Below are 25,852 nucleotides of genomic sequence, written 5' to 3' on the forward strand. Positions count from 1 at the left end.
CAGGTCGGCGGCGACCGGAGGCACGCGGCGACGGGGTCGCCCGCTGGTCCGGTCGGACGGGTCGGCAGCGGGTTCCGTCCTGCAGCAGGTTCCTCCTGGGCGTTTCGGGAGCTCTGCGCCGCAACGGGTCTGAGGACCGCTGAGGCCCGGTTCGCGCTGGAGGAGAACCCCGCCGACCCGGTCGCTCCGTCCGGCTGACCCCGGACCTCAGGTGTTACGTCGAGGAAACACGCCCGAAACGCACTCCGGTATACCGTTCTTCTCGTGCCCTTCCAGTTCCGCCTCGTCGGCGTTCTGCACCTCCCGCCCCTGCCTGGTGCGGTGAACTACGCCGGAACCCCTGTTCGGGAGATCGCCCGCCGTGCGGCCGAGGATGCCGTTGGGCTGCAACAGGCTGGCTTCACCCACGTGATGGTGCAGGACGCCAGCGACATGCCGCAGGCCGTGCGGGTGTCCGCCCCGACCGTCGCGGCACTGTCGGTCGTCGGGGCGGCGGTCACCGAAGCGGTATACCTTCCGGTGGGCGTCGTGGTGGGCCACAACGACGGCCCGAGCGCGGTCGCGGTCGGCCACGCGATCGGGGCGCGGTTCGTCCGGGTCAAGGTCCTCACCGGCGTCGCGATCGGCCCCACGGGCTGGATCGAAGGGTGCGCGCACGAGGTCGCCGCGGTCAAGCGCACCCTCGGCTCCGACGTGGAGGTCTGGGCCGACGTCCACGAGGCCACGAGTCTCCCGCTGGCCTCCACGCCCCGGTGGGCAGCCCGCGAGGCCCGCGAGTTCGGCCGAGCCGACGCGCTCGTCGTCACCCGCGACAGCGGCGTGCCCGACGCCCTGGCCGCCATCGCCGACCTGCGCGACGTCGTGCCCGGCGTCCCGCTCCTCGTCGGCGGCCGGGTCGGCCTGGGCACCATCGACGCCACCGTGGCGGGCGCCGACGGCGCGATCCTCGGCAGCGCGATCAAGCGCTCCAGCGCCCCCGACGCCCGCGTCGACCCCGACGTCGCGGCCCGGTTCGGTGCCGCGCTGACGGCCGGTGCCGCGTGAGCACCCTCGACGTCCACCCCACCCGCACCCCGGAGCCCCCCGTGACCAGCACCACCCCGGCCAGCCCGTTCCTCGGCCCCGGCAGCCCCCTCGACGCCCGCCAGCAGGAGGTCGTGCAACGGGTCTCCGACGCCGAGCACGCCTCGATCGTGGCGCTGCCCAGCGACCACCCGCTCGACCCCAAGCGCCGCGCCCGCGACGAGGCCACCTACCCCGAGCTCGTGGCCCAGCCCGACCGCATCCGCGAGACCCTCGCTGTCAACGACGCGGCCCTCGACGAGCTCGCCGACCTCGTCGCCGCCACCGACCTGGACCGGGTGTTCGTGACCGGGGCGGGGGACTCCCTGGCCGTCGCGATCGCCGCCCGCCAGGTGCTGGAGTCGATGCTCGGCGTCCCGTGCGAGCCCGTGCAGAGCCTGGACCTGGCCTACTACCTGGCCCCCCTGGTCACCGGCCGCAGCCTCGTCGTCGCCCTGTCCAGCTCCGGGGAGACCACCCGCACGGTCGAGGCGGCCCTGGTCGCCCAGCACGCCGGTGCCCTCACCGTGGCCATCACCAACACCCCCGGTTCCACCCTGGCCCGGGAGAGCGAGCGCACGCTGGTGCTGCGCGCCACCCGGGTCGGCTGGCCCACGCAGTCCTCCACGACGGCGCTGGCCCTGCTCGTCGACCTCGCCGTCCGCGTCGGGCAGCGCACCGGACGGCCCGGAGCCCACGACCTGGCCGCCGAGCTCTCCCGGCTGCCCGGTCTCATGGAGCAGGTCATCCGCGACGTCGAGGCCCCGCTGGCGGTCATCGCCGAGCGTGAGCAGGGCAGCGGCACGTTCCTGTTCTCCGGCGCCGGGCCGACCTGGGGCCCGGCCGTCATCGGCGCGGCGAAGGTCAAGGAGTGCACGCCCGACCACGCCGAGGCGGTCCAGGTAGAGGAGTTCCACCACTACAACTCCCTCAAGGCGGGCGAACCCCTGTGGGTCCTCGCCCCGGCCGGCCCCTCCGTCCCGCGCGCGGTGCACACCGCCAGCGAGGCCAAGCGGTTCGGCGGGCGGGTCTACGCCGTCACCACCGAGGGCGTCGACGCCTTCGACGGCGTCGCCGACGAGGTCATCGTCCTGCCGCGCGTCTCCGAGGCGCTCAGCCCGCTGCTGACGGTGCTGCCCGCCCAGCTGACCGGCTACCTGCTGGCCATGGCCCAGTTCCGCACCGCCGAGGCGCGGGAGACCACCGGTGGCTGACGCGTCGCTGCTGTGCGTCGGCAACCTCACGATCGACGACCTCGTCCTCGACGGGCAGGAGACGACCGCGCTCGGCGGCGACGCCCTCTACGCCGCGCTGGCCGCCCGCCGCGCCCTGACCGACGTGCGGATGCTCGCCCCCGTCGGGACGGGTCTGCCCCCGACCCTGCTCGACACCGTCCGCGACCTGGGCATCACCGTCGAGACCGGCCGTCCGCGCGACGTCCCGACCGTGCGCAACCGCGTCGAGTACGCCCCCGACGGCTCCCGGACCTGGCACCTGCTGCACGGCGAGGAGGCGTTCGACGCCCTGTCCGCCTACCCCGAGGACGTTCCCGCCGACGTCGCCGCGCTCGACGGGGTCCTGGTGTGCGCCATGAGTCTGCGCTCCCAGCTCACGCTGGGGCCGTGGCTGCGCGCCGCCACCGGTGCGACGGTCTTCCTGGACCTGCAGGAGGACTACGTCGCCGGCCACGAACCCGAGCTGCTGGACCTGCTCGCCACGTGCGACGTGTTCCTGCCCAGCGAGGTCGAGGCCGTCGCGCTCGCCGGCACCACCGACCTGCACCGCGCCGCCGCGCGCTTCCTGGCCGCCGGTCCGGACGTCGTGGTCGTCAAGACCGCCGAGCGCGGGTGCGTCGTCGCCACGGCCGCGGGCGTCGTGCAGGTGCCCACCGAAGCCGTCGTGCCCGTCGACTCCACCGGCGCCGGGGACGCGTTCTGCGGCGCCTTCGCCGCCGCCCACGTCGCCGGGGCGGACCCGGTGCAGGCCGCGCGCGCCGGGGCCGCGGCGGCCCGGGTCGCGATCGGCGGGTACGGCGTGGCCGGGCTGCTGGCCGACCTCGGCGTCCAGGGGAGCCTGCTGTGAGCCACGTGCGGGTCCTGAACCCCAACACCAGCGCCGCGATGACCGACGCCGTGCTCGCCGCGGCCCGGGCCGTGGCCCGCCCCGGCACGACGGTGACGGCCTCGCGCTCGCGCCGCGCCCCGGCGACCGTGGAGACCCACGTCGACGAGGTCTTCGGCGCCGCGGGGGTCCTGGAACAGGTCGAGCAGGGCGAACGCGACGGCGTCGACGGCTACGTCGTCGCCTGCTTCGGCGACACCGGCCTGCCCGCGGCCCGCGAACTGGCCCGCGGGCCCGTCGTGGGCATGACCGAGGCCGCCCTGCAGGCCGCCTCGCTGCTGGCCCACCGCTTCAGCGTCATCACCATGCCCCCGCGCACGATCGCGATGACCGACCGCGTCGTCGCCGGGCTCGGGTTGTCCCACCGCTGCACCGTCCGCGCCGTGGACGTCTCGGTCGAGGAGATCGAGACCGGCGCCGGGCCCGCCTTCGACGCCTTCGCCGACGAGGCCCGCCGGGCGCTGGCCGCCGAACGGGCCGAGGCCGTCGTGCTCGGCTGCGCGGGTCTGACCGACCTCGTCGACGGTCTGCGCGCGGCCCTCGGGGTCCCGGTGATCGACGGGGTGGCCGCCGCCACGACGGCCCTCGAAGGCCTCCTCGCGCAGGACCTCACGACGTCGCGCGCGAACACCTGGGCCGAACCCGCGGGTTCGCCGACGACGGGGGAGGTGTGGGGGTGAGCGTCCTGTTCACCGACGTCCTCCTCTGGGCGCCCGCGCAGCCGTCGGGGATGGTCGGACCGACCGACCTCCTGGTCGACGGCGACGTCGTCACCGCGATCGGGCCGCGGGCCCGGGAACTGGCCCCCGCCGACGCGCGCAGGGTCGACGGCGCCGGTCACCACGTCCTGGTCCCCGGGCTGATCAACGCGCACTTCCACTCGCCCGCCAACCACCTCAAGGGCGCGTTCCGCAGCCGACCGCTCGAGACGTTCATGCTCTACGAGTCGCCCGCCGACCCGGCCCTGGCGCCGACCCCGCGCGAGGCGTACCTGCGGACGATGCTCGGGGCGCTGGAGATGCTGCGGACCGGCACGACGAGCGTGCAGGACGACGCGTTCCTCATGCCGTCCCCGGACCCCGAGGTCATCGACGCGGTCCTGCAGGCCTACGCCGACAGCGGGATCCGCGCCTGCGTCGCGCTGGACCAGCCCGAACTGCCCGACGCGGAGAAACTGCCGTTCCTGACCGGGGCCGACGGGGGTTTCGCCGACGCCCTGAACACCCCCGCCCCCGCGGGCGCCGGCGAACTCCTCGCCGCCTACGACCACCTCTTCGACACCTGGCACGGCAGTCACGGCGGCCGCCTGACGGCCGCGGTGTCGATCTCCGCGCCGCAACGGGTCAGCCCCGAGTACTTCGCCGCCCTCGACGACCTCAGCCGTCGCCACGACGTCCCGCTGTTCGCGCACTTCCTGGAGACCCGGGTGCAGCGCGCGCTGTCGGTCCCGGGGACCGGCCAGGAACGTTTCTCGGGCCGCAGCCTGGTCCGCTACACCGCCGACCTCGGTCTGCTCAGCGAGCGCGTCAACGTCATCCACGCCGTCTGGGTCGACGACGACGATCTGGACCTCATCGCCGCCGCCGGGGCCGTCGTGGCCCACAACCCCGTCAGCAACCTGCGCCTGGGCAGCGGCGTCATGCCGTTCCGGGCGGTGCGCGACCGCGGGATCCCGATCGCGCTCGGCGTGGACGAGGCGATCTGCGACGACAGCGTCAACGTCTGGGGCGTGGTCAAGGCCGCCGGGCTGGTGCACAACGTCTCCGGCCTGGACGCCGAGCAGTGGCCCACGCCCGCCGAGGTCCTCGACGCCCTCTGGGAGGGCGGCGCGGCCGCGATGCGCCAGACCGGCCGGATCGGGCGGGTGGCGGTCGGCGCGCAGGCCGACCTCGTCCTGCTCGACCTGCACGCCCCGGCCTTCACCCCCTTCAACGACCTGCGCGGTCAGCTCGTCTACTGCGAGAACGGCGGCAGCGTCGTCATGACCCTCGTCGCCGGCCGCGTGGTGGCCGAGGACGGGCGCGTGGTGTCCGTCGACGAGAACTCCCTCCTGGCGGAGGCGCGCGACCTGCACGCCGCCCGCCTGCCAGCCCTCCAACGCACGTGGGCCGCGGCCGACGCCCTGCTCCCGGCGTACGACGCCGTGGTCCGCCGGGCCGCCCGCACCGACGTCGGCATGAACAGGTGGATCGGATGACGCACGACGCAGTTCCCGCCCCCGGGCACGCCCTGTGGGACTACCGGCCCATCACCGCGGCCCCGGGCCCGGTGTGGCCCGGCGGCCGGCGCCTGGCCGTCTACGTGGCGATCGGCCTGGAGGAGTACCGGTTCGGGGCCGGGCAGACCGAGGACATCGTCCCCGACGTCGCCGCCCCCGACCTGGTCAACACCTCCTGGCGCGACTACGGCAACCGCGTCGGTGCCTTCCGGTTGCTGGAACGGCTGGAGCGCCACGGCATCCCGCCGACGGTGCTGCTGAACACCGCCCTGTACGACACCGCCCCCGAACTCGTCGCCGCCGCCCGGCGCGCGGGCGCCGAGTTCGTCGGCCACGGCGTCTCGAACTCCGACTCCCTGGCCGCGATGTCCGCGGCCGACGAGGCCGGGTACCTGCGTGCCGTCGCGGCCCGCATCGAGGCCGAGGAGGGTGTCGCCCCCGGCGGCTGGTCCAGCCCGTGGCTCACGCACACGCCCTCGACGCTCGACAACCTCGCCGCCGCCGGCTACCGCTACCTGCTCGACCTGCGCCTGGACGACCGGCCCGTGCCGCTCGCGACCGGGGCCGGTCCGCTCCTGACGCTGCCCTACGCGCTGGAGGTGAACGACAGCACGACCGTCGTGGGCCGCGCGGCGTCGGCCACGGAGTTCGCGGACATGGTCGTCGACGAGTTCGACGAACTGCTCGAACGCTCCGAGGAGCAGCCGCTGGTCATGAGCGTCGTCGTGCACTCGTTCATCTCCGGGGCCCCCTTCCGGCTGCGCGCCCTCGACCGGGCCCTGCGGCACCTGGGCTCCCACCGCGACCGGGTGTGGTTCACCCAGCCGCGGGCCATCGCCGCCCACCTGGCGGACCACCCGGGGGACCAGCAGGCGGGCGCGGTGGCGGTCCCGGCCGGGGGAGGGCTCGCGTGAGCGCCGCGGCGGCCCCCACCGCCGTCCCGGCCCCCACGGCCAGCGTCCGCGACCTGCACGTGTCGCTCGAACGCGGCGGGGTCCGCTCCGAGGTGCTGCGCGGCGTCGACCTCGACGTGGCCCGCGGCGAGATCGTCGGGCTCGTCGGGGAGTCCGGTTCGGGCAAGAGCATGCTCGCCCTCAGCCTCCTGGGTTTGCTGCCCGAGACCGCCCGCCCGCACGTCACCGGCCGCGTCGACGTGCTCGGGACCGACATGGCGCACGGGCCGGAGTCCGCTCGTCGCGCCGCCCGCCGCAGCGCGCTCGGCGCGGTGTTCCAGGACCCGATGACCTCGCTGAACCCGACCATGCGCATCGGCCGGCAGATCGTCGAGGCCGGGCAGGACCGGGACGGGGCCGTCCGGCTCCTGGGCGCGATGGGCGTGCCGGACCCGGAACTGCGGTTCCGGGTGTACCCGCACGAGCTGTCCGGCGGGCTGCGCCAGCGGGTCATGGCGGCGATCGCCATCGCCGGCCGCCCCGCCCTGGTCGTGGCCGACGAGCCGACGACCGCGCTCGACGTCACCGTGCAGGCGCAACTGCTCGCCCTGCTGCGCGAGCTGCGCGACGACCTCGGGTGCAGCGTGCTGCTCATCACCCACGACCTGGGCGTCGCCGCGCAGATCGCCGACCGCATCGCCGTCATGTACGCCGGCCGGCTCGCCGAGGTGGGATCGACCGCGCAGGTCCTGGGCGCGCCCGCGCACCCCTACACCGCGGGCCTGCTGCGCTCGCGGCTGTCCCTGACCCTCGACCGCTCCCGCCGTCTGCCCACGCTGGTCGCCGACACCCTGACCCCCGCGGACCGCGCGCACGGCTGCGCCTACCGGGCCCGCTGCCCGCTGGCCGTCGACCGCTGCGCCACCGCGGCGCCGGGGCTCGACGACTCCCGGCCGACGCCCGGGCACGGCGCCGCCTGCTGGTTCGGGGACGAGACCGTCCGCGCCGCGACCGCCACGATCACCGCGCCGGCCCCCGCCGCGGCGGTCCCCGTCCGCGCCACCCCGTCCACCCCGTCCACGCAGGGACCGGCGGTCGTCCTCGACGACGTCGCGGTCACCTACACCACCGGCCACGGCCGCCGTCGCCGCACCGTGGAGGCCGTGCGCGGCGTCAGCCTCGAGGTCGCCGCGGGACAGGCCCTGGCCATCGTGGGGGAGAGCGGGTCGGGCAAGTCGACGGTCCTGCGGGCGGTCGCCGGGCTCGTGCCCGTCACCTCCGGGCGCGTCACCGTCGCCGCCGGCGGGGCCCAGATGGTGTTCCAAGACGCCGGGTCCTCGCTGACCCCGTGGCTCACCGTGGGGGAGACCCTGCGCGAGCGGCTGGCCCCCCTGCGCCTCGGGCGCGCCGAGACCACCCGGCGGGTCGAGGAGGCCCTCGCGGGCACCGGGCTGCCCACCTCGGTGGCCCGGCTGCGCCCGGCCGACCTGTCCGGCGGCCAGCGCCAGCGGGTCGCCCTGGCCCGCGCGACCGTCGTGCGGCCCGCGGTGCTGCTGTGCGACGAACCGACCAGCGCCCTGGACGCCTCGCTGGCCGCGACGACCCTCAACCTCATCCGCGACATGCGGGCCGAACTGGCCATGACCGTCCTGTTCGTCACCCACGACCTGGCCGTCGCCCGGTTCGTGGGTGACCGGATCGCCGTCGTCGAACGCGGGCGCGTCGTCGAGATCGACGACGCCGAGGCCGTCGTCGGCGCCCCCCGCGAGCCGTACACCCGGGCGCTGGTCGCCTCCGTCCCCGAGATCGAGGTGGTCCGGTGAGCACCGTCGTCCTGCCCCGCCGCACCGCGCGGCCGGTGATCACCGGCCGCGGTCGCACCGGGCGGCGGGCCGCCTGGGTGCTGGTCGGCCTGCTGGTCGCGCTGACCCTGCTCGCCGTCCTCGCGCGCTTCCTGGCCCCCGACGACCCGATCCAGCCGGTCGCGGCCCCGCAGCTGCCCCCGGGCTCTCCCGAGCACCTGCTGGGCACCGACTCCATCGGGCGCGACGTCCTGTCCCGCACGCTGTTCGGCCTGCAGACCTCGTGGTTCTCGGCGCTGGCCGTGGTGGCCGTGGGACTGCTCGTGGGGGGCGTCGTCGGCGTCGCCGCGGGGGTCGGCGGCGGCTGGGTCGACGCGGTGCTCATGCGCGTGACCGACCTGTTCCTCGCCCTGCCCTCCACCCTCGTCGCCATCGCCCTGGTGGCCGCCCTGGGTCCGGGACTGCGCAACACCCTGCTCGGCATGTCGATCGTCTGGTGGCCCTACTACGCCCGGCTGGTCCGCGCCGAGGTGCGCTCCGTCGTCGCCCGCCCGCACGTCGAGGCCGCCCGCCTGGCCGGCGTCGGCCGGGGCCGCCTCGTCCTGCGGCACGTGCTGCCCGGGGTCGTCCCCACGGCCGTGGTCACCGCCAGCCTCGACATCGGCAACGTCGTCCTGCTGCTGGCCGGGTTGTCCTTCCTCGGCCTGGGCCAGCCCGCACCGGCCGCCGAGCTCGGCGCCGACACCGCCGCCGGCACCCAGCTGCTGCTCAGCGCCTGGTGGGTGCCCGTCGTGCCGGGGGTGGCGGTGCTGGTGCTCAGCCTCGTCGCCAACCTCGCCGGTGACGGCATCCGCACCCTGCTCGGACCCCGGAGGTGAACCCCGTGCTGCGGTTCCTGCTGCGCCGCACCGGCGCCCTGGCCGTCGTGCTGCTCGTCCTCAGCGCCGTCGTCTTCCTGCTCCAGCAGATCTCCCCGGGCGACCCCGCCCGCGCGGCCCTGGGGGCCAACGCCTCCCGGCAGGCCGTGGCCGCCGAACGGCGCCGCCTCGGCCTCGACGACCCGCTGCCCGTGCAGTTCCTGCGCTTCCTCGGCCACGCCGTGCGGGGGGACTTCGGGACCTCCTACCGGACCCACCGGCCGGTGGCGACCGACCTGGCCACCGCGTTCCCGGCCACGCTCGAACTCGTCCTCGCGGCGTTCGTCGTCGCCCTGCTGCTGGCCGCGCTGTTCGCGGCGTCCTCGGCGCTGTCCTGGCCGCTGGCCGGGATCGGCCGCGGGGTGCTGCTGGTCGTCGCGACCGCCCCGCCGTTCCTGCTCGCCCTGGTCGGCATCGTCGTGTTCTACGCCCACCTCGACTGGCTGCCGGGCTCCGGTCGCGGCGACGGTGGCCCGGGCTCGGAACTGGCGCACCTGGTCCTGCCGGCCACGGTGCTGGCCATCGCCCCGGCGCTGGCCATCGGCCGCATCCTGCGCGCGGGGCTGGAGGCCACCCTGGCCGCCGACCACGTCCGCACCGCCCGCTCCAAGGGGCTGGGGCAGGCCGCCGTGCTGGCCCGGCACGTCGTGCGCAACTCCATCGGCCCGTCGCTGGCCATGGCCGGTCTCCAGCTCGGTTTCCTGTTCGCCGGGACGGTCGTGGTGGAACAGGTCTTCAGCTGGCCCGGGATGGGCAACTACCTCGCCAGCAGCATCCCCACCTCCGACTACCCCGCCATCGCCGCCGTGACGCTCGTCCTCGGCGCCGTCTACGTGGTCGTCAACACCCTCGCCGACGTCCTGCAGACGGCGGCCGACCCCCGCCTCGCCTGAGGGCGAGCGCCACCCACCCCCTTGAGGAGAACCATGAGGTTCAGCTCGATCGGCCGCCGGACGCGCACCCTGCTCGTCGCCGCCGCCGCGGTGCCGTTGTTCGCCCTCGCCGCCTGCTCCGGCGGGGGAGACGACTCCGGCGCCCCGAAGGCCGCCCCCACCGACGGCACGCTCACCGTCGGTCTGCTCGGCGACATCGGCCAGCCCCCGGACCCGGACGTCTACTACGCCAACAACGGCCTGGCGATCGTCCTGAACACCTACGAGGGGCTGGTGCAGTACGCCGACGACAAGGACTCCGTCGAGATCGCCCCGCGACTGGCCACGACGTGGGACGTCAACGCCGACAACACCGTCTTCACGTTCCACCTGCGCCAGGGCGTGACGTTCCACGACGGAACCCCGTTCACCTCCGCGGCGGTGAAGGTCGCCTTCGACCGGCGCACGGCCGTCAAGGGCGGTGCGGCGTACATGGTCGAGGGCGTGAAGGACGTGGCGACCCCGGACGACCTGACCGCGGTCGTCACCCTGTCCGCCCCCAACTCGGCGTTCCTGGACTACCTGGCCTCCCCGTTCGGGCCGAAGATGGAGTCTCCGACCGCCCTGGCCGCCAACGCCGGCTCGGACGACACCCAGACGTACCTGCAGACCCACGACGTCGGCACCGGCCCGTACACCATCGCCGCCGCGCAGCCGGGGACCTCGTGGACGCTGAAGCGCTACGACGGCTACTGGGGCGACAAGTCGCCGTTCACGACGGTGCAACTGCCCATCTACACCGACGCCTCGGCCCTGCAGTTGGCCTTCGACCACGGCGACGTGTCGGCGGTCGTGGCCGCGCTGCCGTCCTCGAGCCTGAAGAAGTACGAGGGTTCGAAGGACTACGCCAGCTACCTGCTGCCGACCCTGCAGTCCGCCCTCGTCACCGTGAACCCGACCAAGGAGTTCTTCAAGAGCCAGCAGGCCCGGCTGGCGTTCCTGCAGAGCATCGACCAGAAGTCCCTCGTCGACCAGGTCCTCGGCAACCGGTCCGAACCGGCGACGACCCTGTACGCCAAGGGGATGATCCCCGGCGGTGCGGACAAGCAGGAACTCACGTACGACCCCTCGGTCATGGAGGCCTACGCCAAGACGCTGCCGGCGGGGACGGACATGACCATCGGGTTCGCCAGCGGGAACACCAACGCCGAGCAGATGGCCAACATCCAGGCGGCGAAGCTGCAGGCCCTGGGCATCAAGGCGACGGCGGCGTCCTACCCCACGTCGCAGGTGTTCGGCTGGATCAACGACCCCACCCAGGGACCCGACGCGTTCTTCGACGGCAACAACGGCCCCGACGGCGGGTCGCCCTACATGTGGGGCCACGTGTTCTGGGACGCCTCCGGCGGCATCAACTACTTCGGCTGCGAGGTCCCCGAGGTGAACGCCCAGCTCGACCGGGCGGTCGCGACCGGCGACGACGCCCTGTACGTCGCGGCGGCGGAGGAGTACGCCAAGACGGGCTGCTACTACAACCTGTCCTACAACAAGGACTGGGTGCTGGCCCAGAAGTGGCTCACCGGCGTGGAGCAGTCGCACAACATCGGCGCCAACGAGCTGGACTTCAGCAAGCTCGGGATCGCGCAGTGACCCCCACCCGTCCACGGCGCTAGGTTCTCCGGGGGACGGTCCGGGCCCACCGGCCCGGGCCGTCCCTGCCGACGACTGCCGAGGACCCAGGACCGAGACCGCCCGAGACCACCCCGAGAGAACCAGGTCGATGACCCTTCTGACGTCTCCTGCGGACACCGTCCCGGTGTCGCTGTCCCGCCAGATCCACACCCGCCTGCGCGAGCTCATCATCCGCGGGCAGTACCCCCAGGGTCACAAGCTGGTGGAACTGCGCGTCGCCGAGGACCTGGGCGTCTCGCGCGTGCCGCTGCGCGAGGCGGTGCCCATGCTGGAGATGGAGGGCTTCGTCGTCACCGCGGCCCGGCGCGGGGCAGTCGTGACCACCTGGACCGAGCAGCTGGTCAACGACCTGTTCGACCTGCGGGAGGTCCTCGAGGTGGGGGCGGCCGGCCACGCCGCGCGCGCCGCCGGCCGGGGCGCGTCGACCGCGGCGCTGGAAAAGGCCCTGCGGCACGCCGAGGCGGTCGTCGAGGAGGGTGACGCCTACCGCATCGCCGAGGCCAGCACCCGGTTCCACGAGGCCGTCGTGGAACTGACGGGCAACGTGCTGATGCAGGCGTCCATGCGTTCGGTCTCCGGGCGGGTGCAGTGGCTGTTCCACCTCACGTCCGAACTCGACGTGCACGACGCCTTCCACGACCACGTCGAGCTCGCCGCGGCCATCACCCGCGGCGACGTCCGCATGGCCGAGGCCCTGGCCTTCGCCCACATCGAACGCGACCGGGCCCCGTCGCTGGCCGTGCTGCAGCACCAGGGGCGGGTCGGCTGACCCGCCCCCGCGGGTTCAGCGCCCCCGCACCCCGGGCAGTTCGACGAGGTCGGCCTTGCGGATCAGGCCGTGGACCCCGCTGACGCGGTCGACGACCTGGGAGACCGCGAAGTCGCCGGCGGCCGACAGGTAGGCCAGGGCGTGGGCGGGGTCCATGCCCAGGTCGACGAGCAGGGCGATGGCGGTGCGCACGGCCTTGCGCAGCGCCTCGTCGAGGTCGAGGTCGATCCCGAGGGGCACGAGCAGGTCCGGGGTCTCGCCCCACAGCGCGTCGCGGACCCGCACGGCGTCGGCGGGCAGGAGGTCGAGGCGCAGCCGGGCCCGCAGCGGCGCCTCGAACGCGGTGAGCGCGACCTCGCCGTCGCCCTGGGAGTAGTGCGGGTCGCCGGTGTGGAACAGGGCGCCGTCGACCTGGACGGGCAGGTGCAGCGTGGAACCGACCCCGAGGACCGACACGTCGAGGTTGCCGCCGTGCATCCCGGGGGGCACCGAGTGCAGGCGCTGCGGGCCGGGGGTGCCGACGCCGACGAGGCCGAGGAAGGGTTTGAGCGGGAACCGGACGCGGGCGCCGGTGTCCGGGCCGATCGGCATCGAGCCGCGCCGCGCACCGGTGGCGGGGTCGGTCTCGACCCGGGCCAGCACGGAGAACACCTCGGCGCCCCCGGCGGGGTACTCGGCGGGCAGCGCGCCGCGGCCGTGCCGGTTGCTGACGACGCCGTGGTCGGCGCGCAGGACGAGCTCCTCGACGGTGACCGACAGGACGTCGCCGGGACGGGCGCCGCGGACCAGGACCGGACCGGTGACGACGTGCGGGCCGTGGACGGCGGGGTCGTGGGGGACCGAGCGGGCGATCTCGACGGCGTCGGGCAGCACCGCGGCGGCCTCGATCCCGCGGGCGGTGAAGAACGCCACGGGGTCGCGGCCCTGGTCCTCCAGGATCCCCTCGTGGCTGACGGTGTCGACGACCACGACGTCGCCGGGGTCGACCTCGAGCACGGGGCGGTCGCCGGCGACGGGCAGTTCGCCCCACCGGACGGTGGCGGGGGTGGAGGGCAGGTGGTGGACCGTCACGAGGCGCTCCCAGGGGTGTCGGGGTGGAACGATCGTTGCATAGGATGCCGTACGTGGAACAGACGATCCGAGACGCCGCCCTCCTGCGCACCGCCGTCGGGGCTCCCGTCGCTCCGCCGCCGCGCCTGCTCATGGGCCCGGGGCCCATCACCGTCGACCCGCGCGTCCTGCGGGCCATGTCCGCCCAGCTCGTCGGCCAGTACGACCCGGCGATGACGGCGTACATGAGCGAGACGCAGGCGCTCTACCGCGAGGTGTTCCGCACCCGCAACGAGGCCACCGTCCTCATCGACGGCACCTCGCGCGCCGGCATCGAGGCCGCCCTCGTCTCGCTCATCACCCCCGGCGACAAGGTGCTGGTCCCGGTGTTCGGCCGCTTCGGGCACCTGCTGCGCGAGATCGCCGAGCGCTGCGGCGCCGAGGTCCACGTCCGCGAGGTCCCCTGGGGGCAGGTGTTCACCCTCGAGGCCCTCGAGGAGGCCGTCCGCGAGGTCCGCCCCGCCCTCGTCGCCCTCGTGCAGGGCGACACCTCCACGACGATGAACCAGCCCCTGGAGGGCGTCGGGGCGATGTGCCACCGCTACGACGCGCTGCTCTACGTCGACTGCACCGCCTCCCTGGCCGGCAACCCCTTCGAGATGGACGCCTGGGAGGTCGACGCCGCGACGGCCGGGCTGCAGAAGTGCCTGGGCGGCCCTTCGGGCAGTTCCCCGCTGTCGCTGTCCCCGCGGGCCGTGGCCGTCGTCGACGCCCGGCGCAGCGTCGAGGCGGGGCTGCGCGCCGACCCCGACTCCGAGGAGGACACCGTCCCGCAGGCCGTGCGGATCCGGTCCAACTACTTCGACCTCGGCATGGTCCTGGACTACTGGGGCCCGAAGCGGCTGAACCACCACACCGAGGCCACCACCATGCTCTACGGCGCGCGCGAGTGCGCCCGGCTGGTGCTGGAGGAGGGGCTGGAACAGGGGATCGCCCGGCACCGCCTGCACGGGGAGGCGATGCTCGCCGGGGTCCAGGGCCTGGGACTGGAGGTCTACGGCGACGTCGCGCACAAGATGACCAACGTCGTCGCCGTCCACATCCCTGCGGTCGTCGACGGCGAGGCCGTCCGCGCTGAGATGCTGCACGACTACGGCATCGAGATCGGCACCAGCTTCGGCCCGCTGGCCGGCACGGTGTGGCGCATCGGCACGATGGGCTACAACGCGCGCAAGGACGCCGTCCTGGTGACGCTGGCGTCCCTGGAACAGGTGTTGCGGGCGCACGGTGCGCCTGTCGCACCCGGGGGCGGAACCGCTGCCGCGCAGGAGGTCTACGCCCGATGAGCGCTGCGCAGCGGGTGCTGGACCGGTGCGACGAGCTCGCCGCGGTCTCGGCGATCGAGCACGGCATCGAGCGCGTCCACCTCTCACCCGAGCACGCGAGGGTCAACGCGATGGCCGCCGGTTGGATGACCGAGGTGGGGATGCGCACCTGGCGCGACCAGGCCGGCAACCAGTGGGGACGGCTGGAGGGGCGCGAACCCGGCCTGCCGGCCCTGGTCCTGGGCTCGCACCTGGACACCGTCACCGACGCCGGCCGCTACGACGGGATCCTCGGGGTGCTCAGCGCGATCGAGGTGGCCCGCCGGCTGGCTCCCCGGGCCGGGGACCTGCCGTTCGCCCTGGAGGTCGTGGCGTTCTCCGACGAGGAGGGCACCCGGTTCTCGACCGCGCTGATGGGCAGTTCCGCGGTCGCCGGGAACTGGCACGAGGAGTGGTGGGACCGCGCCGACCGCGACGGGACCACCGTCCGCCGGGCCGCCGAGGCGTTCGGCCTCGACCCGGCCCGCGTGCACGAGGCCGCGCGAGAACCCGCCGAACTCGTCGGCTACCTCGAACTGCACATCGAGCAGGGCCCGCTCCTGGAGGCCGCCGACCGTCCCCTCGGGGTCGTCACGTCGATCGCCGGGGCCCGCCGCTTCACCGGCCGGGTGGTGGGCCAGGCCCGGCACGCGGGCGGAACCCCGTACCCGCGGCGCCGGGACGCGCTCGTGGGTGCGTCGGAGGTGGTCCTCGCGGTGGAACGGCTCGCGGTGCAGCGCGGCGGCATCGCGACCGTCGGTCGGCTGCAGGCGTTCCCGGGCGGCGTGAACGTCGTCCCGGGGCTCGTGGAGTTCTCCCTCGACGTGCGCGCCGAGCACGACGAGGACCGCGACGGGCTGGTCGAGGCGATCCGCGCGCACGCCGAGGAGTTCTGCACCGGCCGCGGGCTGGGGTTCGAGCTCACGGAGGTGCACAGCGCGCCCGGGGTGTACTGCGACGCGGGGCTGACCGGGTCGGTGACGGCGGGGATCGCGGCCACCGGCGACACCGCCCCGCTGCGGATCTGGAGCCGCGCCGGTCACGACGCCATGGCCATCGCGGCCATCACCCCCGTCGCGATGCTGTTCGTGCGCTGCGAGGACGGGGTCAGCCACGCCCCGGCGGAGAACGTCACCCACGACGACGTCGCCGCGGGGCTGGATGCGTTCGAGGCCACGGTCCTCGACCTCGCCGCCCGGCGGTCGTGACCGTGGCCGGGCCGCAGGGGGGCAGCGTCCGGGAACGCATCGAGGGTTCCTGGGCGCAGCTGACCCCCGCCGAGCGGCACCTGGCCCGGTTCGTCCTCGAGCACGACGTCGACCTGGCCGGGTACAGCGGTGCGGAACTGGCCGAGTTGTGCGGGGCGTCGAAGGCGACGGTCAGCCGGTTCTTCCGCCGGCTGGGTTTCTCCTCCTACGCCCAGGCCCGCGCCGACGCCCGCGCGCTGCGCACCCGCGGGGTCCCGCTGGGGGGCCTGCCGGCCGGACGCAGCCCGGTGCAGGCCCACGTCGCCCACGACACCGAGAACCTGTCCCGCGCCGCCGCCCACCTCGCCGACGTGGACCTCGAGGCCGTGACGGACCTGCTGGCCCTGGCCCGCCGCGTCCTCGTCCTGGGCTGGCGCAACAGCTACCCCGTGGCCCTGCACCTGCGCGAGCAGCTCCTGCAGGCCCGGCCCGACGTCACCGTGGGGCCGGTGCCGGGGCAGACGGTGGCCGAGGAGCTCACCGGCCTCGACGGCCGCGACGTCCTGGTCGTGGTGGGTTTCCGCCGGCGCACGCCGTCGGTGGCCGCCGCGCTCGAGCACGCCGCCACCCTCGGCGTCCCCTGCGTCCTGCTCACCGACCCCGCCGCCGGCCCGGCGGCGGCCCCGGTCGCGCACCGGCTCGTGGTCCCCGTCGAGGGTCCCGGGGCCTTCGACAGCTACGCCGCCGTCATGACCACCGCCGCGCTCCTGGCCGAAGGGGTGCTGGCCCGGAGGGGACGGCGCGGCCGGGAACGGGTGCAGGCGCTCGCGCAGGCCCACGACGCGCTGGGTGAGCTCGAGACCGGCTGACGGTGCCTCGTGCGGGTCAGGACCGGTCGCCCACACCGGCGCCGGGGTGGTGGGTCGTGGACGCATCGCGCCAACAGGTTCGGCGCGATGCGTCCACGACCCGGCCCGCGGCCGGTCGTGCCCGCCCGCCTCGTCGCGGCGGGGTACCCGGGCGTCCGGCCCTGCCCTAGCCTGCGCGCATGGCCGCCGCAGGAGACGGGATCGCCTACGCCAGCCCCGCAGGGCGCTGGGTGCTGCTCACGACGATCCTCGGCTCGGGCCTGGCTTCCCTCGACGCCAGCGTCGTCAACGTCGCGCTGCCCACGATCGGCCGCGACCTCGACGTGGACCTCACCGCGCTGCAGGGGGTCGTCACCGCCTACACCCTCACCCTCGCCGGGTTGCTGCTGCTCGGCGGCAGCCTCGGGGACCGCTTCGGCCGCCGCCGGGTGTTCTGCCTCGGCGTCGCCTGGTTCGCGCTCGCCTCCCTGCTGTGCGGGCTCGCGCCCGGCGCGGGCACCCTCGTCGCCGCGCGGGCGCTGCAGGGCGTCGGTGCCGCGCTGCTGACCCCCGGCAGCCTCGCGATCCTCGAGGCGTCCTTCCGGCCCGCGGACCGGGCCCGCGCCATCGGCGCCTGGTCCGGGCTGGGCGGGGTCGCGACGGCGCTCGGACCCCTGCTCGGCGGGTGGCTGCTGCAGGTCGCCTCGTGGCGCTGGCTGTTCCTGCTCAACGTGCCGCTCGCCGTCGTCGTCCTGGTCGTGGCCGCCCGGCACGTCCCCGAGACCCGGGCGCCCGGCGCGCACGGACGCGTCGACTGGCCCGGTGCCGTGCTCGTCACCGCGGCGCTCGCCGCCGCGACCTCCGGGCTCGTGGGCGCCGGTGCGACGGGGTGGGCGTCGGGCTCCGTCCTCGTGCCCCTGGTGCTCGGGGTCGTCCTGCTCGGAGCCTTCCTGCTGCGCCAGGCCCGGGCCCGCGACCCGTTGCTGCCGCTGGACCTGTTCCGCCGCAGGCAGTTCAGCGGGGTCAACGCCGTGACCTTCGTCGTCTACGGCGCCCTCAGCGCCACCCTGTTCCTGCTGCCGGTGGTCCTGCAGGACGGCGCCGGCTACAGCCCGCTGGCCGCGGGCGCCACGCTGCTGCCCGTCACGCTGGTCATGCTGCTGCTGTCCGCCCGCTCCGGGGCGCTCGCCGCCCGTCGCGGGCCGCGGCTGCAGCTGAGCGCCGGCCCGGTCGTCGTCGCCGCCGGGTTGCTGCTGCTGGTCCGCGTCGACCAGCGCGGCGACTACCTCACGCAGGTCCTGCCGGCCGTCCTCGTCTTCGGTCTCGGGCTGGCCGTCACCGTCGCGCCCCTGACCTCGACGGCGCTCGCGGCGGCCCCGGTCGAGCACGCCGGCGTCGCCTCGGCGACGAACAACGTCGTCGCCCGCACCGCCGGGCTGCTGTCGGTCGCGGTGCTGCCCGCGCTCGTCGGGCTCGACGCCTCCCGGGCGCTCCCGCCGGCCGCGCTCGTCGCCGGCCTGCACACCGCCGCGGTGCTCGCCGCGGGCGTGTGCGTGCTCGGGGGAGTCCTCGCCGCGCTGACGATCCGCGACCCGGGCCGCGCGCCCACCGCCCCCGCGTGCAGCCACTGCGCGGTCGACGCCCCGGCGTTGCGCCCGTGAAGTCGACCCGCCCGGGTCGGTGACCCAGCCGGCCGGAGCGGGGAACTCCTGGTCCCCGGTGTCCCGGCCCGCACCCCGCCGGGGTGAGGAACGGGTGAGGGGTGACAACGGCACGGCGGACGAGGATCGTGCGACCCGTGACCACCACCGGTGACGGGGACCCCGAGGACGAGGAGCCGGCCGCCGACCTCCTCGCGGAACGACTGGGCGAGGCGGCCCTGGGCACGATGGACCTGCTGTCGGTGCACCTGGGGGACCGGCTCGGCTGGTACCGGGCCCTCGAGGCCGCGCCCGCGGACCCCGACGAGCTGGCCCGGCGCACCGGCACGGCCCGCCGCTGCGCCCGCGAGCGGTGCCGTCAGCAGGCGGCGACGGGACTCCTGCGGCAGGGACCGGACGGCCGGTACGGCCTGGCCCCCGGAGTGCGCCAGACCCTCGTCGACGAGCACGACCTGCGGTTCTCGGTACCCCTGGCGCGGCTGCTCGCCGGGCTCGCGGTGCAGGTGCCGCACCTGCTCGAGGCCTACCGCGCCGGTACCGGCGTGGGGTGGGCGCAGTTCGGCGACGACGTCCGCAACGCTCAGGCCGCCGCCAACCGGCCCTGGTTCGAGAAGGCCCTCGCCGGGACCGTGAACTCCGTCCCCGACCTCGCCGACCGGTTCGCGCGGGCCGGGACCGTCGCCGACATCGGTTGCGGCGCAGGCTGGTCCAGCATCGCCATCGCCCGTGCGTGGCCCGCGACGACCGTGGTGGGCCTCGACGTCGACGCGCCCTCGGTGGACTCCGCGCGCGCCGACGTGCACGAGGCGGGACTGGACGACCGTGTCCAGATCCGGCTCGCCGACGCGGGCGACGCCACCGGCTTCGGCGGCCCGTTCGACCTCGTCACGGCCTTCGAGTGCGTCCACGACCTGCCGCACCCCGTCGCGGTCCTCGACGCCGCGCGGCGATCGCTGACCGAGGCAGGGGCGGTCCTGGTCGTCGACGAGGCCGTCGCGGAGGAGCCCGCCCCCGTGGGCGACCCCGTCGAACGGATGATGCACGGGTGGAGCGTCCTCGCCTGCCTGCCCGACAGCATGACGACGCCCGGTTCCGTGGCGACGGGCACCGTCATGCGTCCCTCGACGCTGGCCCGGTACGCCCGGTACGCCGGGTTCTCCCTCGTCGAACCGCTCGGCGTGGAGGGGTTCGGTCTGCTGGCCTTCACGTTGCTGGTGCCCTGGCCTGCCGGGCCGGCCGGAGACGAGCCGCCGGTAGGCTGGAAGTCCGGGGCGGTAGCTCAGTCGGTCAGAGCAGGGAACTCATAATTCCTCGGTCGTGGGTTCGAGCCCCACCCGCCCCACCCTCGTTCGCCCAGCTCGGGGGCTTGTGCGACGTCGCCGACGGCCTTCCGCAGATCCAGGACCCGGACGTCGGTCCGCAGTTGTCCGCACGGGCCACCGCGGCATCCATCCGGTCCGCCACGCCGTCGAGCTCGTCGTCGAAGAGGCCGGCGCAGACGTCGAACGTCATCGCTGCCGACGCATGTCAGTCGCGCCGTCGTGCTCGCCCGTCCTCACGTGCGGGGTCCCGCTGCTGGTGACGGCCTGTGGGGTGCCGTTCGTCCCATCGTGACGCGCGTACCGCCGCCGGGTCACGCCCGCGGGGGCGATCGGGTGAGCCTGCCCCGAACAGTCCCGGTACAGCTCGGACGCGGCCCTACGGTCGCTCACCGTGGCCGATCTGGAGATGAACACCCTGGCGGTGATCGGCCTCGGCGTCGAGGTCGGCCGGTGGGGCACCGAACTGGACCAGGCCCGCACCGCCTCGGCGTTCTCCTTCGACGCCGGCGCCGAGTGCCCCGGCGGTCTGGACGCCGCGGTCTCCGGCGTCGTCGGCGCGGCACAGGCCGCGTTGACCGCCCTGGCCACCGCCACCTCGGCCGTGGGTGCCTTCGACGTGCTGAGCGCCCGCACGTTCCAGGAGGAGGACGACGCCCTCGCCGGCGCTGTCCCGCACACCGGGGTCCCGAAGTGAGCACCGCCACCGCAGCAGAGGCTTTCGCGCCGATCACCGGTGACCCCGGCGCCCTGCGCGCGGCAGCGGCCACGTTCACCGACCACGCCGACACTCTGAGCCGGACCTCGTCCCGGCTGGTCGGTGCGTCCACGGTTGCGGGGTGGAGCGGGCAGGCGGCCACCGCCCACGGCGCGATGACCCTCGACACCTCCGGGAAGGCCTCTCGCGCTGCGACGGCCTGCGAGGCCACCGCCCACGACCTGACGGTGGCGGCGCGACTGCTGGAGCAGGCGCAGGACCGGATGCGCTCCTTGGCCGTGCAGGCCGACGCGACCGACCGCGACCTCAGTGCTGCGCAGGGACGCTCGGCGATGGCCGCCGCCGTGCTGGACCCGGCTGCTGCCGCCACGGCGGACGGCGACGTGCAGCACGCCACCGCCCGCCTGCAGCACCTGCGGCGGGAGGCTGAGGGGCTGCGCGCGACGTGCGAGGCGGACCTGCGCCGGTGCGCGAACCTCATCGACGACTCCGCCGACCACCTGCGCTCCATCACTCCGCCGGCTCCGTCGGCGGGGACCGTCGACACCGACGTGCCGTGGTGGGAGCAGGCGCTGTCCGCTGCTGCGGCCGTGGCGTCCCTGCCCGTCTTGAACACCGTGCACACCTGGGACGTCCTGACCGGGGTCGCCGAGCACTACCGCGACGACCCCGGCGAGCTGCTGGACCTCCTGGCCCACTCCAGCGAGCTGCTCGGCGGGATGACGCTGATGCTCGGTGGCGGGGCTCTCTTCCTCGGTGGGGTCGGCGCCGACATCACGGGTGTCGGCGCAGTGGTCGGGGTTCCCGCCAACGCCGCCGGCGCCGCAGTCGCCGTGGGCGGCGCCGGGATCACAGCTGCGGGTGGGGCTGGGCTGGCCGGCGACTTCTCCACGCTGGACCGGTCGTTGAAGGACCGCCAAGCCGACCCCGGGTGGCAGGGCCGGCCCGGCAACAACGACGGGAGCACCCCGGCGACACCGGCTGGTGGTCGCCCCTACGACCCGAAGATCGCCGACGACGTCCCGCCCTGGGGCACGAAGGACCCCAAGACCCGGGGAACGCTCGTCACGGGCGACGGCACCCGCCGAGTCGTCCAGGACCGGGCCAGCGGGATCGACCCCACGGTCGAGGCCATCGCCAGACCGCGCCCCGGCATGAACGGTCGCCTCAAGACCCACGTCGAAGCCCAGGCCGCGGCTGAGATGCGCGCCAGCGGCACGCGGGAAGCCACCCTGTACATCAACCGTCTGCCCTGCACGGGCGCCAAGGGCGGGTGTGAGGACTTCCTGCCGAGGATGGTCCCCAAGGGCTCCAAGCTCACCGTGTACGGTCCCGACGGGTACGCCCGTGTCGTCGTTGGAGAAGGCTGATGATCTTCCACCCGCCGTCGGAGGACTACCCGTACCAGGTTGCGGCGCACGGTGACCTGTCGGTGGGAGGGCTCACGAGCCTGGCCGCGATCGACGCGGCCCTCGACCGTCTCGACGCCCTCCGCAGGGGGGTGGACGGTGGTGTGTACCCCGACGGTCACGTCGAGAACGAGATGTGGGTGGTCTGCGTCGTGCCCACCTTCGTCACCACCCTGCCCTTCGAGGAGCGTCTCGACGTCCCGACCATGGACGTCGGCGTGGGCAGTGACCGGGTGCCGGTGCACTGGGACCACGAGGAGGGCGGCCACAACGCCACCGCCCGCAGCGAACGCCCCGAGGACGCTGAGGACCGGACGGAGCTGACGTACCGCACCGGAGGTGACTGGGGCTGGACCACCCCGGCCGAACTCGTGCCCGCGGACGCCGCTCGCGAGGCGGTGCGCCAGTGGCTGACCACAGGACGGCGGCCCACGAACATCGCCTGGGAAGACCTGTAGTCGTCCCTGCTGCCGCCATCGAGCGACGAGAGGGCCCAGGTCACGGAGGAGGTGCAGCGGAAGTGCTCGAGTGTCATCCCGACGACCTGTGGAACGGGCACGACTGGGCGACCTGGTGGGCCTGGCTGCAGCCGGCTCAACGCCGGCAGCTCCTCGACCTCGCGTGGGGCGAGGAGCCCGCCCAGGTCCTCGGAGACCGCGTGACGAGGTTGCGCGGTGCGACCTACCCGGTCACGGACCAGGCCGTCTCCGCGATCGGCCGGCACTGGACCCGTACCCGCAACCTCGCCACCGACGCCTTCCTCGTCTTCCTCGACGAGCAGCGCGCTGCTGCTGCTGACCACCTCTGACCCGACGACCGCGCCGACCCGCGTGGGCGGTGACGTACTGGCGAGTGCTGTCGCTGACGTCGTCGCGGTCGGGGCCGGCAGGACGGGGTGGCCGCCCTCACCGGTAGCCGGGCCCGCAGCGGGTGCGTCCACCGTGGTGCCGTCGGCGAACCTCGGTCGTGGGTTCCAGCCCCACCCGCCCTGCTCGCTGCCCCTCCGGGGCCGGAGAGGTCCCGCCCCTCACCACAGCTTCCCGCGCCAGCTCAGGCCCTTGAACAACCGCACCGTCACGCGCCCGGTCGACGAGACGGTCGCCCGTCCGAGTCGCTTCGACACGCTCACGCCGCGCCTGCCCGCGCTGACGCGGACCCCACGACCGAGGCTCTTGGACCAGCGGAACGAGAACGGCACCCTGCACTCCTGACGTCGACTGCTCACCACCTCGGCAACGGCGGGCCGGCCGCGGGCGTGCCGCCCGCAGCCGCACCTCCGCCGGGCGCCCCCGCCCCGGTGCGGGACCGGGTGCGGCGTGCGGGTCCGGCCGGTGGAACCGCTCTCAGCGCGAAGCCCTGGCCCGCAACGTCTCCAGCAGCCGCCCGCGCGACGTCTGCGGCCGCGGCGGCAGGACCGCGGTCGCCGCGTTCCCGACCCGCGGCGTCGTCGTCGCGGTGGTCGCCGTCGAGGGCCGGTCGGTGGCGGTGGGCGTGCGGGTGGTCATCGGGGAACCTCTCTGTCGGGTCGGCGCAGCGGACGTCCGCGGCGAGCGCACGGGGACGCCCGGGAGTCAGCCGGTCGTCCCAGGAAGTTCGGGCGATCGTGCCGGTGACGACAGCCGCTGATCGGGTGAGACCCGGTGGGCTCACCCTTCCGGGGGAACGGCGCGGGCCATCGCGGCGAGCAGGTGCGGCAACCTCGGGGCGCCGGCGGCCCGGAACACCTCGCGGCCCGCCCCGTCGCGGACGACGATCGTGGGGGTGCTCGTGATCTGCTGCGCCGCAGCACGTTCGACGTCGTCGGCGACGTCGAACTCGGAAACCTGCGCCGCGGGCACGAGGCGCGCGGCGTCGTGCACGACCCGGCGCGCGGTGCGGCACGGGGCGCAGAACGCGGACGAGTACAGCTCGACGATCACCCCGTCCACAACACCGCCGCACCCGCGCCGCTTCCCCCGCGGGGCCTACCGCGCGTCGCGCAGGACCTCGCCCGGCTGCACGAGACCGGCGGAGAACGCCAGCACGACGGCCTGCACGCGGTCGCGGGAACGGGTCTTGGCCAGCACCCGCCCGACGTGCGTCTTGACGGTCGCCTCGGACACGACGAAGCGCTGGGCGATCTCACCGTTGGTCAGGCCGTGCGCCATGCACTCCAGGACCTCGAGCTCGCGCGGGGTCAGGTCGGCCGGGATCGTCTGCGCCGCAGCCGGGGACACCGCCGAGCTCGCGCGCAGCAGCGGACCGACGTGCTGCAGCAACCGGCGCGTCGAACTGGCCGCGATCACGGCGTCGCCGGCGTGGACGGTGCGGACCGCGGCCAGCAGCTCCTCCGGCGGGGCGTCCTTGAGCAGGAACCCGCTGGCCCCGGCGCCGATGGCCGACACCACGTACTCGTCGAGGTCGAACGTCGTCAGCACGACGACCTTCGGCGCCCCCTCGCCGAGGGAACCGGTGATGCGGCGCGTCGCCTCGATCCCGTCCAGCCCGGGCATGCGCACGTCCATCAGCACCACGTCGGCCGCGGTCGACGTGACGACCCGCACCGCGTCGGCGCCGTCGGAGGCCTCCGCCACGACCTGCAGGTCCGGCTGGGAGTCGATGACCATCCGGAAACCCGCCCGCACGAGCTGCTGGTCGTCGACGAGGATCACGCGGATCGGCGAGGGACTCACCTCAGGAACTGTAGGGAAGCCTCGCGCGCACCGAGAACCCGCCGCCGGGCCGGGGGCCGCTGAGCACCGTCCCGCCGTGCAGCCGGGCGCGTTCGGACATCCCCACCAGCCCCTGCCCGCCGGGGCTCGGCTGGACCATCGCGGCGGCACCCCGGCCGTCGTCGTCGACCTCCAGCCGCAGGCCGTCGTCCTCCCAGCGCACCCGCACGCGCGTCCGCGCCCGGGGACCGGCGTGCTTGAGGACGTTGGTCAGCGACTCCTGCACGATCCGGTACGCGGCCAGCCCGATGGCCGGGGGCAGGTCCCGGCGCTCGCCGGTGACCTCGGCGCTGACCGGCAGCCCGCTGGCCCGCACCTGCTCGACGAGGTCGCCGATCATCGCGGCGTCGGGCTGGGGCGCGCGGTCGTCGCCGGGGCCGGTGCGCAGGACCCCCAGGAGGTTGCGCATGTCGGTCAGGGCCTGGCGCCCCGTGCCGGAGATCGTCTCCAGCACCTGCACCGCGACCTGCGGGTCCGCGGTCGCGGCGTAGCGGCCGCCGTCGGCCTGGGCGATGATCACCGACAGCGAGTGGGCCACGACGTCGTGCATCTCGCGGGCGATGCGCTGGCGCTCGGTGGTCGCGGCCATCCGCGACTCGTTCTCCCGCTCGTTCTCCAGCAGCCGGGCCCGTTCGACCAGGGCGAGCTCGTTCTGGCGCTGCGCCCGGCGCAGGCTGCCCAGCGACCAGCTGGCGAGCACGGAGAACCCGATGAGGAAGGACAGCAGGACGACCCCGCCCACGGTGACGGGGAAGTAGCGCACCGAGCAGATCACCGCCCCGGCCAGGCCCAGCAGCAGGCCTGCGCGCGAGGCCCACGGCCGGGCGTACCCGGCGAGGGAGAAGACCGAGACGAGCACCGCGACGTTGGCGTAGGAGGGCGAGGGCAGGAGCAGCTGGACCAACCCGAAGACGGCGACCAGCCCCCCGGAGACCTCCGGGAACCGGCGGCGCACGGCCAGCGGCAACGTCATCCCCAGCGCGACGACCGCAGCCGGGGCGCCGACGTCGTCGGCGAGGCTGCCCGCCCAGGCCAGGGCGGCCAGGCCGAGGGCCAGGGAGGCGTCGATCAGGACGCTGTTCGCCCGCGTCCAGCTGACGACGCGGTCGAAGACGTTGCGCTGCTCGGCCGACACCTCACCAGCGTAGGAGCGGGGTGGGCGGGGGTCGTCGGACCACGGGACGATCCGCCGGGTCGGTCCCCGGTCTGATGTCCACCAGGTGAGACGTGGTGACCGCA

The 25,852-nt window shown here is 74.8% G+C and carries 27 protein-coding genes and 1 tRNA gene; 21 read left to right on the top strand and 7 right to left on the bottom strand.

The features are described from left to right. Positions 1-207: 207 nt before the first annotated feature. The gene (locus CLV37_RS28420; protein ID WP_245885301.1) at positions 208-408 is read right to left on the bottom strand and encodes a hypothetical protein; all 201 of its coding nucleotides are present in this window, start codon (positions 406-408) and stop codon (positions 208-210) included. Here CLV37_RS28420 and CLV37_RS05735 point away from each other — a divergent pair. The 11 genes from CLV37_RS05735 to CLV37_RS05785 all read left to right on the top strand — a co-directional run bounded on the left by CLV37_RS05735 (position 322) and on the right by CLV37_RS05785 (position 12,346). Continuing rightward, a complete protein-coding gene (locus CLV37_RS05735) occupies positions 322-1,044 on the top strand; it encodes a BtpA/SgcQ family protein (protein ID WP_245885298.1) in 723 nt (240 codons plus the stop codon). The genes CLV37_RS28420 and CLV37_RS05735 overlap by 87 nt on opposite strands. After that, entirely contained in the window at positions 1,041-2,276 is a 1,236-nt protein-coding gene (locus CLV37_RS05740) for an SIS domain-containing protein (protein ID WP_106208028.1), read from the top strand. Before CLV37_RS05735 ends, CLV37_RS05740 begins: the two co-directional genes overlap by 4 nt. Next, positions 2,269-3,144 carry a carbohydrate kinase family protein gene (locus CLV37_RS05745; protein WP_106208030.1) on the top strand — a complete coding sequence of 292 codons (876 nt, stop codon included), beginning with the start codon at positions 2,269-2,271 and terminating at the stop codon, positions 3,142-3,144. Before CLV37_RS05740 ends, CLV37_RS05745 begins: the two co-directional genes overlap by 8 nt. Next, the gene (locus CLV37_RS05750; protein ID WP_211298421.1) at positions 3,141-3,863 is read left to right on the top strand and encodes an aspartate/glutamate racemase family protein; all 723 of its coding nucleotides are present in this window, start codon (positions 3,141-3,143) and stop codon (positions 3,861-3,863) included. Before CLV37_RS05745 ends, CLV37_RS05750 begins: the two co-directional genes overlap by 4 nt. After that, complete coding sequence (locus CLV37_RS05755; protein ID WP_211298422.1) at positions 3,860-5,380, top strand: amidohydrolase family protein; 1,521 nt, start codon at positions 3,860-3,862, stop codon at positions 5,378-5,380. Before CLV37_RS05750 ends, CLV37_RS05755 begins: the two co-directional genes overlap by 4 nt. After that, entirely contained in the window at positions 5,377-6,315 is a 939-nt protein-coding gene (locus tag CLV37_RS05760; RefSeq protein ID WP_106208032.1) for a polysaccharide deacetylase family protein, read from the top strand. The genes CLV37_RS05755 and CLV37_RS05760 overlap by 4 nt, the downstream gene beginning before the upstream one ends. Next, entirely contained in the window at positions 6,312-8,117 is a 1,806-nt protein-coding gene (locus CLV37_RS05765) for an oligopeptide/dipeptide ABC transporter ATP-binding protein (RefSeq protein WP_106208034.1), read from the top strand. The genes CLV37_RS05760 and CLV37_RS05765 overlap by 4 nt, the downstream gene beginning before the upstream one ends. Next, positions 8,114-8,974, top strand: coding sequence for an ABC transporter permease (locus CLV37_RS05770; protein ID WP_106208036.1), 861 nt, complete (start codon positions 8,114-8,116; stop codon positions 8,972-8,974). Before CLV37_RS05765 ends, CLV37_RS05770 begins: the two co-directional genes overlap by 4 nt. A gap of 5 nt (positions 8,975-8,979) precedes the next feature. Beyond that, entirely contained in the window at positions 8,980-9,906 is a 927-nt protein-coding gene (locus CLV37_RS05775; protein ID WP_106208038.1) for an ABC transporter permease, read from the top strand. A 33-nt stretch (positions 9,907-9,939) separates the two neighbouring features. Further along, positions 9,940-11,535, top strand: coding sequence for an ABC transporter substrate-binding protein (locus tag CLV37_RS05780; RefSeq protein ID WP_106208040.1), 1,596 nt, complete (start codon positions 9,940-9,942; stop codon positions 11,533-11,535). A gap of 130 nt (positions 11,536-11,665) precedes the next feature. After that, a complete protein-coding gene (locus CLV37_RS05785) occupies positions 11,666-12,346 on the top strand; it encodes a GntR family transcriptional regulator (protein ID WP_106208042.1) in 681 nt (226 codons plus the stop codon). A gap of 15 nt (positions 12,347-12,361) precedes the next feature. Here the strand turns inward: CLV37_RS05785 and CLV37_RS05790 are convergent, their stop codons facing one another. Next, on the bottom strand, positions 12,362-13,417 hold the full coding sequence (locus tag CLV37_RS05790; protein ID WP_211298423.1) for an acetamidase/formamidase family protein: 1,056 nt from the start codon (positions 13,415-13,417) through the stop codon (positions 12,362-12,364). Between the two features lie 44 nt (positions 13,418-13,461). On the opposite strand from CLV37_RS05790, the gene CLV37_RS05795 reads away from it, so the two are divergent. The 10 genes from CLV37_RS05795 to CLV37_RS05835 all read left to right on the top strand — a co-directional run bounded on the left by CLV37_RS05795 (position 13,462) and on the right by CLV37_RS05835 (position 22,710). After that, positions 13,462-14,742, top strand: coding sequence for a pyridoxal-phosphate-dependent aminotransferase family protein (locus tag CLV37_RS05795; RefSeq protein WP_106208046.1), 1,281 nt, complete (start codon positions 13,462-13,464; stop codon positions 14,740-14,742). Next, positions 14,739-15,968: an allantoate amidohydrolase gene (locus tag CLV37_RS05800; protein ID WP_106208048.1), complete on the top strand. Its 1,230-nt coding sequence runs from the start codon at positions 14,739-14,741 to the stop codon at positions 15,966-15,968. The genes CLV37_RS05795 and CLV37_RS05800 overlap by 4 nt, the downstream gene beginning before the upstream one ends. A 2-nt stretch (positions 15,969-15,970) precedes the next feature. Beyond that, positions 15,971-16,816: a MurR/RpiR family transcriptional regulator gene (locus CLV37_RS05805; protein WP_211298424.1), complete on the top strand. Its 846-nt coding sequence runs from the start codon at positions 15,971-15,973 to the stop codon at positions 16,814-16,816. 179 nt (positions 16,817-16,995) lie between these two features. Further along, positions 16,996-18,456 carry an MFS transporter gene (locus tag CLV37_RS05810; protein ID WP_106208052.1) on the top strand — a complete coding sequence of 487 codons (1,461 nt, stop codon included), beginning with the start codon at positions 16,996-16,998 and terminating at the stop codon, positions 18,454-18,456. A gap of 227 nt (positions 18,457-18,683) precedes the next feature. After that, a complete protein-coding gene (locus tag CLV37_RS28970; protein WP_106208574.1) occupies positions 18,684-19,763 on the top strand; it encodes a methyltransferase domain-containing protein in 1,080 nt (359 codons plus the stop codon). After that, positions 19,725-19,798: transfer RNA gene (locus CLV37_RS05820), tRNA-Ile, on the top strand. Before CLV37_RS28970 ends, CLV37_RS05820 begins: the two co-directional genes overlap by 39 nt. A 371-nt stretch (positions 19,799-20,169) precedes the next feature. Then, positions 20,170-20,472, top strand: a complete 303-nt coding sequence (locus CLV37_RS27410) for a hypothetical protein (protein WP_170127072.1) — start codon at positions 20,170-20,172, stop codon at positions 20,470-20,472. Next, a complete protein-coding gene (locus tag CLV37_RS05825; RefSeq protein ID WP_211298425.1) occupies positions 20,469-21,863 on the top strand; it encodes a DddA-like double-stranded DNA deaminase toxin in 1,395 nt (464 codons plus the stop codon). Before CLV37_RS27410 ends, CLV37_RS05825 begins: the two co-directional genes overlap by 4 nt. Then, on the top strand, positions 21,863-22,360 hold the full coding sequence (locus CLV37_RS05830; protein WP_106208054.1) for an Imm1 family immunity protein: 498 nt from the start codon (positions 21,863-21,865) through the stop codon (positions 22,358-22,360). The genes CLV37_RS05825 and CLV37_RS05830 overlap by 1 nt, the downstream gene beginning before the upstream one ends. 62 nt (positions 22,361-22,422) lie before the next feature. Further along, a complete protein-coding gene (locus tag CLV37_RS05835) occupies positions 22,423-22,710 on the top strand; it encodes a hypothetical protein (protein ID WP_106208056.1) in 288 nt (95 codons plus the stop codon). A gap of 219 nt (positions 22,711-22,929) precedes the next feature. Here CLV37_RS05835 and CLV37_RS05840 read toward each other — a convergent pair whose 3' ends face one another. From CLV37_RS05840 to CLV37_RS05855, 5 genes are all read right to left on the bottom strand, one after another. Continuing rightward, on the bottom strand, positions 22,930-23,100 hold the full coding sequence (locus CLV37_RS05840; RefSeq protein ID WP_106208058.1) for a DUF4236 domain-containing protein: 171 nt from the start codon (positions 23,098-23,100) through the stop codon (positions 22,930-22,932). 145 nt (positions 23,101-23,245) lie between these two features. After that, positions 23,246-23,407, bottom strand: coding sequence for a hypothetical protein (locus CLV37_RS27415; protein ID WP_170127073.1), 162 nt, complete (start codon positions 23,405-23,407; stop codon positions 23,246-23,248). A gap of 141 nt (positions 23,408-23,548) precedes the next feature. Continuing rightward, positions 23,549-23,821, bottom strand: a complete 273-nt coding sequence (locus CLV37_RS05845) for a thioredoxin family protein (RefSeq protein ID WP_106208060.1) — start codon at positions 23,819-23,821, stop codon at positions 23,549-23,551. 45 nt (positions 23,822-23,866) lie between these two features. Then, positions 23,867-24,574, bottom strand: coding sequence for a response regulator transcription factor (locus tag CLV37_RS05850; RefSeq protein WP_106208062.1), 708 nt, complete (start codon positions 24,572-24,574; stop codon positions 23,867-23,869). Between the two features lies 1 nt (position 24,575). After that, positions 24,576-25,748, bottom strand: coding sequence for a sensor histidine kinase (locus tag CLV37_RS05855; protein WP_245885266.1), 1,173 nt, complete (start codon positions 25,746-25,748; stop codon positions 24,576-24,578). Positions 25,749-25,852: the final 104 nt, after the last annotated feature.

This window comes from Kineococcus rhizosphaerae (genome assembly GCF_003002055.1).
In the GTDB taxonomy this organism is placed as follows: domain Bacteria; phylum Actinomycetota; class Actinomycetes; order Actinomycetales; family Kineococcaceae; genus Kineococcus; species Kineococcus rhizosphaerae.